Source organism: Hyalangium sp. (assembly GCF_035629615.1).
In the GTDB taxonomy this organism is placed as follows: Bacteria; Myxococcota; Myxococcia; order Myxococcales; family Myxococcaceae; genus Hyalangium.
Genome location: NZ_DASPHO010000509.1, coordinates 1 through 6,855 on the forward strand (window position 1 = coordinate 1; position 6,855 = coordinate 6,855).

6 protein-coding genes are annotated in these 6,855 nt (G+C 69.1%); 2 read left to right on the top strand and 4 right to left on the bottom strand.

All coding sequences use genetic code 11. From position 1 onward, the window contains the following. The 3 genes from VD972_RS25970 to VD972_RS25980 form a co-directional block, all read right to left on the bottom strand. Positions 1-1,722 (bottom strand): serine/threonine-protein kinase (locus VD972_RS25970; RefSeq protein ID WP_324991424.1); only part of this gene is annotated, 1,722 nt, incomplete at its 3' end. Positions 1,723-1,839: 117 nt separating this feature from the next. Next, the gene (locus VD972_RS25975; RefSeq protein ID WP_324991425.1) at positions 1,840-2,619 is read right to left on the bottom strand and encodes an alpha/beta hydrolase; all 780 of its coding nucleotides are present in this window, start codon (positions 2,617-2,619) and stop codon (positions 1,840-1,842) included. A gap of 96 nt (positions 2,620-2,715) precedes the next feature. Further along, on the bottom strand, positions 2,716-4,068 hold the full coding sequence (locus VD972_RS25980) for an erythromycin esterase family protein (protein ID WP_324991426.1): 1,353 nt from the start codon (positions 4,066-4,068) through the stop codon (positions 2,716-2,718). Between the two features lie 335 nt (positions 4,069-4,403). Between VD972_RS25980 and VD972_RS25985 the strand changes: the two genes are divergently transcribed. Next, positions 4,404-4,952 carry a chalcone isomerase family protein gene (locus VD972_RS25985; protein ID WP_324991427.1) on the top strand — a complete coding sequence of 183 codons (549 nt, stop codon included), beginning with the start codon at positions 4,404-4,406 and terminating at the stop codon, positions 4,950-4,952. A gap of 6 nt (positions 4,953-4,958) precedes the next feature. Here VD972_RS25985 and VD972_RS25990 read toward each other — a convergent pair whose 3' ends face one another. Continuing rightward, positions 4,959-5,861 (bottom strand): SAM hydrolase/SAM-dependent halogenase family protein, encoded by a 903-nt coding sequence (locus tag VD972_RS25990; RefSeq protein ID WP_324991428.1) that lies wholly within the window; start codon positions 5,859-5,861, stop codon positions 4,959-4,961. Positions 5,862-5,968: 107 nt separating this feature from the next. Between VD972_RS25990 and VD972_RS25995 the strand changes: the two genes are divergently transcribed. Next, positions 5,969-6,784: an OmpA/MotB family protein gene (locus VD972_RS25995; RefSeq protein WP_324991429.1), complete on the top strand. Its 816-nt coding sequence runs from the start codon at positions 5,969-5,971 to the stop codon at positions 6,782-6,784. The last annotated feature ends 71 nt before the right edge of the window (positions 6,785-6,855 follow it).

The following is a 6,855-nucleotide window of genomic DNA, read 5'->3' on the forward strand; positions in this document are numbered from 1 at the left end:
GAGGAACTCACGGAGCCGCTGCTCCTGCGCTGGCGCCCCGTGCCCCGCCAGGCGTGCCCGCAGCTTCTCGTGCCACGCCTCGAGCGGTTCGCTGCTCTGGATCCCCAGGGCGACGCGGAGCGCGTGGCCCAGCAGGTGCAGCGGGGAGCCCGCACGAGTGGAGTCGGCCCGGCCAAACCAGATCGCCGCCTCTGGAGATCTCCGGTGGATCGACTGGATGAACTCATGGACGAGGCGTGACTTGCCCATGCCCTCGGGCGCGGTGACGAGGAAGAGCTCTGCGGAGGGCTCCTCCACGCAGGTGTCGAAGGCCTGCTCGAGCAGCCGTAGCTCGATCTCTCGTCCCACGCAGGGCGTGGGCTTGCCGAGCAGTGTCCGAGCCGTCTCTCCCTGGTCGTGCTCACCCCAGAGCTCCGGCCCTGACGCGCCCTCTCTCCACTCGAAGTGCGAGTCGAGCAGCGACGCCGTGGTGTCGTCGATGGCCACGGGCAGGCGCCCCGGTGACTTGCCCTGTTGCACGAGCCGCTGGGCTGCCCGCTCGATCGCCTCGCCGAGCGTGGCGGACCTGCGAGTCGTGCCGCGGCCCGTGGCGAGCGCGATGGGGACCTTTCCGTAGTGGGCTCGGAGGGCGAGCGCGAACCGCGCCGCGAGTGTCACCTGGTCCTTGACGACGCCTGTCCCGCCAAAGGTGACAGCAACCGAACCATCGGCGAGGTACTCCAGGTGACCGCTGGCCTCTTCGGCGGCGCTTCGCACCTCTACCGGGACGGTCCAGGCGTCTTCCGCCCGCTGGCCGGCCTCACCATGGCCCACCATCACCACCGAGATCATCCGCTGCTCATGATCGGTGAGCGAGCTGAGGGGTGGGAGCGCGTTCGTCCCCGGGGCCGCAGGTTCGCTCCGGCTCGGGAACGTCTCGAGCTTGGAGAGCTCCGCCAGCAGTGCCGTGCCGTCCCGGGGCCGCGCGGTGGGATCCTTGGCGAACATCCGCGAGACGAGTGCCGCGAGCTCGGGAGGAACGTCCGGGCAGTGCGCCTCGAGCTGCGGGGCCTCCATGAAGATGATCTTGGCCAGGATGGCCACCAGGTGTTGTCCTTCGAAGGCAGGCCTCCCGGCGAGCGCCTCGAAGAGCACGCAGCCGAGCGCGAAGACGTCGAGCGCCGGAGTGAGCTTCTCGTCGCCACGGGCCTGCTCGGGAGCCATGTATCCCGGCGTCCCGATGACCGCACCCGTCCTCGTCATTCGCGTCTGCCCCTCGAAGCGTGCGATGCCGAAGTCCAGCAGCTTGGTCTGGCCGACCTCCCCGTGCTCGAGGAAGAGGTTGGCCGGCTTGATGTCGCGGTGGATCATCCCCCGGCTGTGGACCTCACCGACCCCACTGGCCACTCGCCGGGCAAGGGTGAGTGTCTCGTCGACGCTGAGCCTCCGACGCCGCAGGAGCGCGGCGAGGTCCTCTCCCTCGAGCCACTCCAGGGCGAGATAGTGCTGACCCTCCGCGGTGGAACCATGGGCGACCAGGCGGACGATGGCAGGATGTTGGAGCTCGGCCAGCGCATGCGCCTCTCGCTCGAACCGAGCCCCGTCGGAGGCCTCGCGGATGAGCTTGAGCGCGACGAGGCGACCGGTCGTCTCGTCCAGGGCCTGGAACACCTCGCCCATACCGCCGACCCCTGCCTGCTTCCGAAGCTCGAACCGCCCGTCTACGCGATCACCTGGCTGCACAAGCGGGCATCATGCGTTGAGTGCGTGTCTGTAGACAAGGAGGCGAAAGATCCTGGCCGACCCTCCACCCTCACTACCGAGTCGGCGCTCGCTTGCCTCCTGAAGGGCCTGTTCCACTCAGTGCCCCAGCAACCACTGGAGCAGTGCCTGGGGTGCATCCACATGCACGAAGTGGCCCGCCTCCGGGAGTGTCGCCACGGGGCAGCCAGCCGCCTCCATGCGCGCCACGTCCGCGTCCGTCACGTAGCGCGAGCGGCCCCCGCGGATGCAGCGCACCCGGGCACCCGGGTGCTCCACCGCCGCCCAGAGGTCCACCCCGTTCACCCGCCCATGCAGCTCCGCCAGCGCCTGTCGGTCGAAGCGCCAGCGCACCCCGCCGTCCGGCGTGGAGACGAGGTTCATCACCAGCCAGTCCGCCAGCCCCTCCGAGAGGCTTCGCCCCACCAGCTCCGCACGCAGCTCCCGCCGGCTCGGAGCGGTGTCCGGTGCCAGGAGCAGCACGTTCAGCACCATGCCGCTCTCCGAGAGATCCACCGGCACGGGGCTGGGGGAGATGTCGAGCAGCGTCACACGGGCCACATCGGCAGGCGAGGCGAGGCTCGCCGCGAGCGACACCCGGCCCCCCAGCGAGTGTCCCACCAGCTCCAGCGGCCCCGTGAACCCCTGGGCGCGCGCCGTCTCCACGACGTCCCGTGCGAGCGTGTCCAGGTCCGCGCCCGGAGGCATGGGCAGCGAGGCGCCATGGCCGGTCAGGTCTGGTATCAGGAAGCGCCGGCGCGGATCCGCCGCGCTCCACGCCGCTGCCAGGGAGCGCAGGTTGCGTCCCGAGCCGAGGAAGCCGTGCAACAGCACCGTGGGCACCTCGCCCTCGCCCAGCTGGAAGCTCTCGAGAACCACACGCGCTCTCTTTCCAGGCCATGAGCCTTGACCAAAGGCGTGGGCCGTCGCGCTTCATACCGCGAACGCCGCCTCCTCGGAGCCACTCCGTGGGGGCTACAGGCCGAATGGGTAGGTGTCGGGCGCGTCCTCCTCCTCATGCCCGGCGTCCGCGTCCAGCGGGTGGAGCGCCCACGTCTCATCGCAGTGCACCACCGCGTCGAACTGTGCCGGCAGGTCCGCCAGGAAGTAGTGGCTCCAGCGCTCCGAGTGTGGCGCGTACACCACGCCAATGGCCCGCTCCAGCCGCTGCTCGCGCAGGCCGGAGGCTGCCTCGCCCAGATCCGCCATCCGCAGCAGGAACCGCGGAATGGCCAGCTCGTGGAAGAGGCGCTCGTAGCTCCCCGGGAGTGCTGGGCGGATGCGACGGCGAAGCCCTGGGCCGTCCCACTCCTTGGCGGCGATCACCGTCCCCCTGTGCGTGGTGAAGCCTATGCTGTAGACGGCCTCCCCGTGCCGCTCGCGGAGGATCTGCCCCAGGTTCAGCTCTCCCTGATCGCCGAGCTGCGTGGCCCGAGCGTCCCCCAGGTGCGAGTTGTGCGCCCACACCACCATCCGCGCCGGCCGGCCCGCCTTGCCTCCCAGGTACTTCGCCAGCGCGTCCGCCGTGTCCGCCATGTGCGTGTCCCGCAGGTTCCAGCTGTCGTTCCGGCCTGCATACATCGTCCGGTAGTACGCCTCCGCGTTCCGGACGAGCCGCGCGTTCTGCTCGGCGAAGAAGCGCTCATCCTCATCTCTCACTTCATGGGCTGGCCGCCGCTGCAGCTCCAGCAGCTGCTCCACCACCGCGTCCGCACACGTCTCCGCGTAGCCGTACGCCGTGGCGTGCCCGTAGCTCTGAGGATCCTCGCCAAAGTGCTCGAAGCATCCGTACCGCTCTCGCGCGCGGGTCGCCGCGCTCGGGTCGACCTTCTCCAGGTAGTCCACCACCGCCCGCATGGAGGCGTGCAGGCTGTAGAGATCCAGCCCGTAGAAGCCGGCCCGCTGCTCCGGTGGCATTGCCGCGTTGTGTGCCAGCATCCATTCCAGCAACTCCGCCACCTCGTCGTTGCGCCACATCCACCGAGGGAAGCGCTCGAAGTTTCCCAGCGCCGCTTCAGGCTCCGCGTCGCTCCCCTCGCCGTGGATGAAGGCGTTCACGCGCAGCGCGTCCGGCCAGTCCGCCTCCGCCGCTACCGCCAGGAAGCCGTGCTCGGCGATGAGCCGCCGGGTGATCGCGGCCCTCAGCGCGTAGAACTCGTGGGTGCCGTGTGTCGCCTCGCCCAGCAGGACGAAGCGCGCCTCGCCGATGCCGTCGATGAGCGCGTCCAGATCCGAGGATGCGCCCGTCAGTGGCAGGGCCGCGGCCCGCACCCCGTCGAGCAGCGCGGGGGACATGTCCGGTGCGTCGTCATCGAAGAAGGGAGCCATGCCTTGAAGGTGGGCAGGTCCGCCGGGACTGCCCAGTCACGGACAAGGGGCAGGCGGGCAGGCAGAGGGCGCCTCGCGCCTGCGGCCGGGTGCCGGAGGTGTCAGAGTCTGGCGCTACCCTGCTGTTCATGCGGGAGCGTTTCGTCAGCCCGATCCTGTCGGGTTCCTATCATCTGACAGGTGAGCTCGCTGGCCCTCCAGTACCTGGGTGCCCATCGTCGCTGGCACTCGGGTCAGCCATGGCTGAAGTGTGGGGCACAGGTCCCCTCTCTCTGCCTCTCTTCCGGAACGAGAGAGGAGGGGCCCGAGCCGTGGGGTGGTGGAGGGGCAGGCGAATGGGGAGAGATTTCTGGGTGGCGGGAGCGCGGTGGCTGGTGCTGGCGGCAATGCTGGCGGCGGGGCTGTCGGAGGCCCGTGAGCTGGGCGGCGTGAAGATGGAAGACACGGTGGAGCTTCAGGGTCGCCGGCTTGCGCTCGCGCACATGGCGCTCAAGGAGAAGCTCTTCTTCGACATCTACGTGTGGGGTCTCTACATGGAGCAGATCCCCCACCTGGAAGCCGAGGCCATCGCCACCAACTCGGTCAAGCGGCTGCACTTCCGCTTCCTGCGGAAGATCCGCAGGGATCAGCTCGTGGGCGCCTTCCGCCATGGGCTCTCCAGCAGCTCCCACTTGCGCTCCGAGCCCATGCAGCAGGAGCTGGAGACGCTGCTGAAGTCCCTGAAGGGTGTGAGCAAGGGGGACAACCTCATCCTGACGTACGAGCCCAACACCGGGCTGCACGTCTCCGGCGAGGCCTCGGGCGGCGTCCTCATTGCCGGCAAGGGCTTCGCGGACGCGCTCTTCGCCGCGTGGCTGCAGAAGCACCCCGTCTTCGCGCGCTGAGCGCCGCTACTTCCGGCGGAGGACGAAGGTCGTCAGCGGCTTGACGCTGTTCTGCTGGGCGAAGTGGCCCTGGTTCACCGCGAAGGCCACGCGCCCGCGCGAGTCCACGTACATCAACGGCTTGCCTACGGGCACAGCGCTGAAGGTGGTGACGAGGGGCACGCGCAGCTCGCGGCCCTTGCCGAAGGTGACTCGGGCGGTGTCTCCGCGCTGGTAGCCCAGCTTCGCCAGCAGGGCGCCATCCGCGTTGGTGACCAGGTTGCCGAAGGGGTGCTCGATGGCGAGCACCGTGCCGTTGAGCGCCGTGTCCGTCAGCTTCACCTGGGGAATGTTCAGTCGTTGCCAGTCCGTGATGGGAGGGCCCACCTGCGTCCAGTCGTCCCCACGCGCGAGCCGGGCGCCCACCGGGGCGAACACATCCCGGCCATGGAAGGTGGAGGAGAGGTTCGGGCTGAAGTGCCAGGCGGCGTTGGTGATGTTGCGGACCTCGGTGATGCCTTCCTGGTGCTCCAGGAGGGTGGTGAGCCCGTTGTCGGGGAGGACGAAGAACTGCCCGCGCTTCGTCTTCGCCACCAGGGCCCTGCGCTCGCTGCCCACGCCCGGATCAATGACGGTGACGAACACCGTGCCCGCCGGGTAGTACGGGGCTGTGCCAGCGAGGAAGCGGGCCCCATCCAGCACCGAGTAGGGCTCCACATCGTGGGACAGATCGATGATGCGCAGCCGGGGCTCCAGGCCGAGCATCGCCCCTTTGCAGATGGCCACCGAGTCGTCCCGTTGCCCGAAGTCCGTCATGAAGATGACAGTGGGCTGGGCCGGTGAGGGGGTGGGGGCCGAGGGTTCCGCACCCACGGCTGGCAGTGCGGCGAGGAGTGTCAGGAGGAGGACGAGGCGGAGTGCCAGGTGCATGGAGGCATCCTTCTCCGAAGTCACCCCGTTTGGGAATGCGCGCGGGCTGCCGTGGGCGCTAGTCTCACCGCCTCAACCTTCACCGCCTGTCTGGAGGACTCCCACCCATGCGTTCCATGCTGGTCCTGGCCACGCTCGCTGCGCTCACCTCAGGCTGCGTCTCGCAGAGCAAGTACAACGAGCTGTCTGCGGAGGCCGAGAACCTCGACACCCGCCTGAAAGAGGAGAAGGGCGCTCGTGAGGCGGCGGAGGCCAAGGTCCGCGACCTGGAGGAGAAGGTCGCCGCCCTCGAGCGCGACAAGGAGGCGCTCACCTCCCGCCTCACCACCTCCGAGTCCCGCCTCACCGCCGGCGCCGCCGAGCGCTATGCCCTGGAGCAGAAGAACCAGGAGCTCACCGCGCTCAATGACCAGCTGGCCAAGTCCACTCGCAAGCTCGCCGAGGCCAAGGAGGCCCTGGAGAAGAGGAGCGCCGAGTACGAGAACCTCGCCCAGAGCCTCAAGCAGGAGATCTCCGAAGGGAAGATCCAGCTGTCCGAGCTCCAGGGCCGCATGACGGTGCAGCTCAAGGACAAGATCCTCTTCGCCTCCGGCTCTACCCGCGTCAACAAGGAGGGCCAGGAGGCCCTGGTGAAGATCGCCGGCGCCCTCAAGACCGTGCAGGGCCGCATCATCCGCGTCGAGGGCCACACCGACGACGTGCCCACTCCCAAGGATGGCCCGTTCCCCTCCAACTGGGAGCTCAGCCTGGCCCGCGCCATGGCCGTGGTGCGCGCCCTCCAGGACGCTGGGGTGGATCCCACCGTCCTCTCGGCCGCCGGCTATGGGCCGTACCAGCCCATTGCCCCCAATGACAGCGCGGAGAATCGCAGCCTCAACAGGCGCATCGAGATCGTGCTCGCGGCGAAAGCCGGAGGACGCTAGAGGGGGGGCGTGAAAGCGCTCGCCTCCGTCCTCTGTCTCCTCACCGCGACCGGGGCCCTGGCTCAGGCCCC

What these genes read in the sequence shown, in the direction of transcription:
- VD972_RS25980 (WP_324991426.1), bottom strand. Translation starts at nt 4,068, where the DNA reads ATGGCTCCCTTCTTCGATGACGACGCACCGGACATGTCCCCCGCGCTG.
- VD972_RS25985 (WP_324991427.1), top strand. Translation starts at nt 4,404, where the DNA reads ATGGGGAGAGATTTCTGGGTGGCGGGAGCGCGGTGGCTGGTGCTGGCG.
- VD972_RS25990 (WP_324991428.1), bottom strand. Translation starts at nt 5,861, where the DNA reads ATGCACCTGGCACTCCGCCTCGTCCTCCTCCTGACACTCCTCGCCGCA.
- VD972_RS25995 (WP_324991429.1), top strand. Translation starts at nt 5,969, where the DNA reads ATGCGTTCCATGCTGGTCCTGGCCACGCTCGCTGCGCTCACCTCAGGC.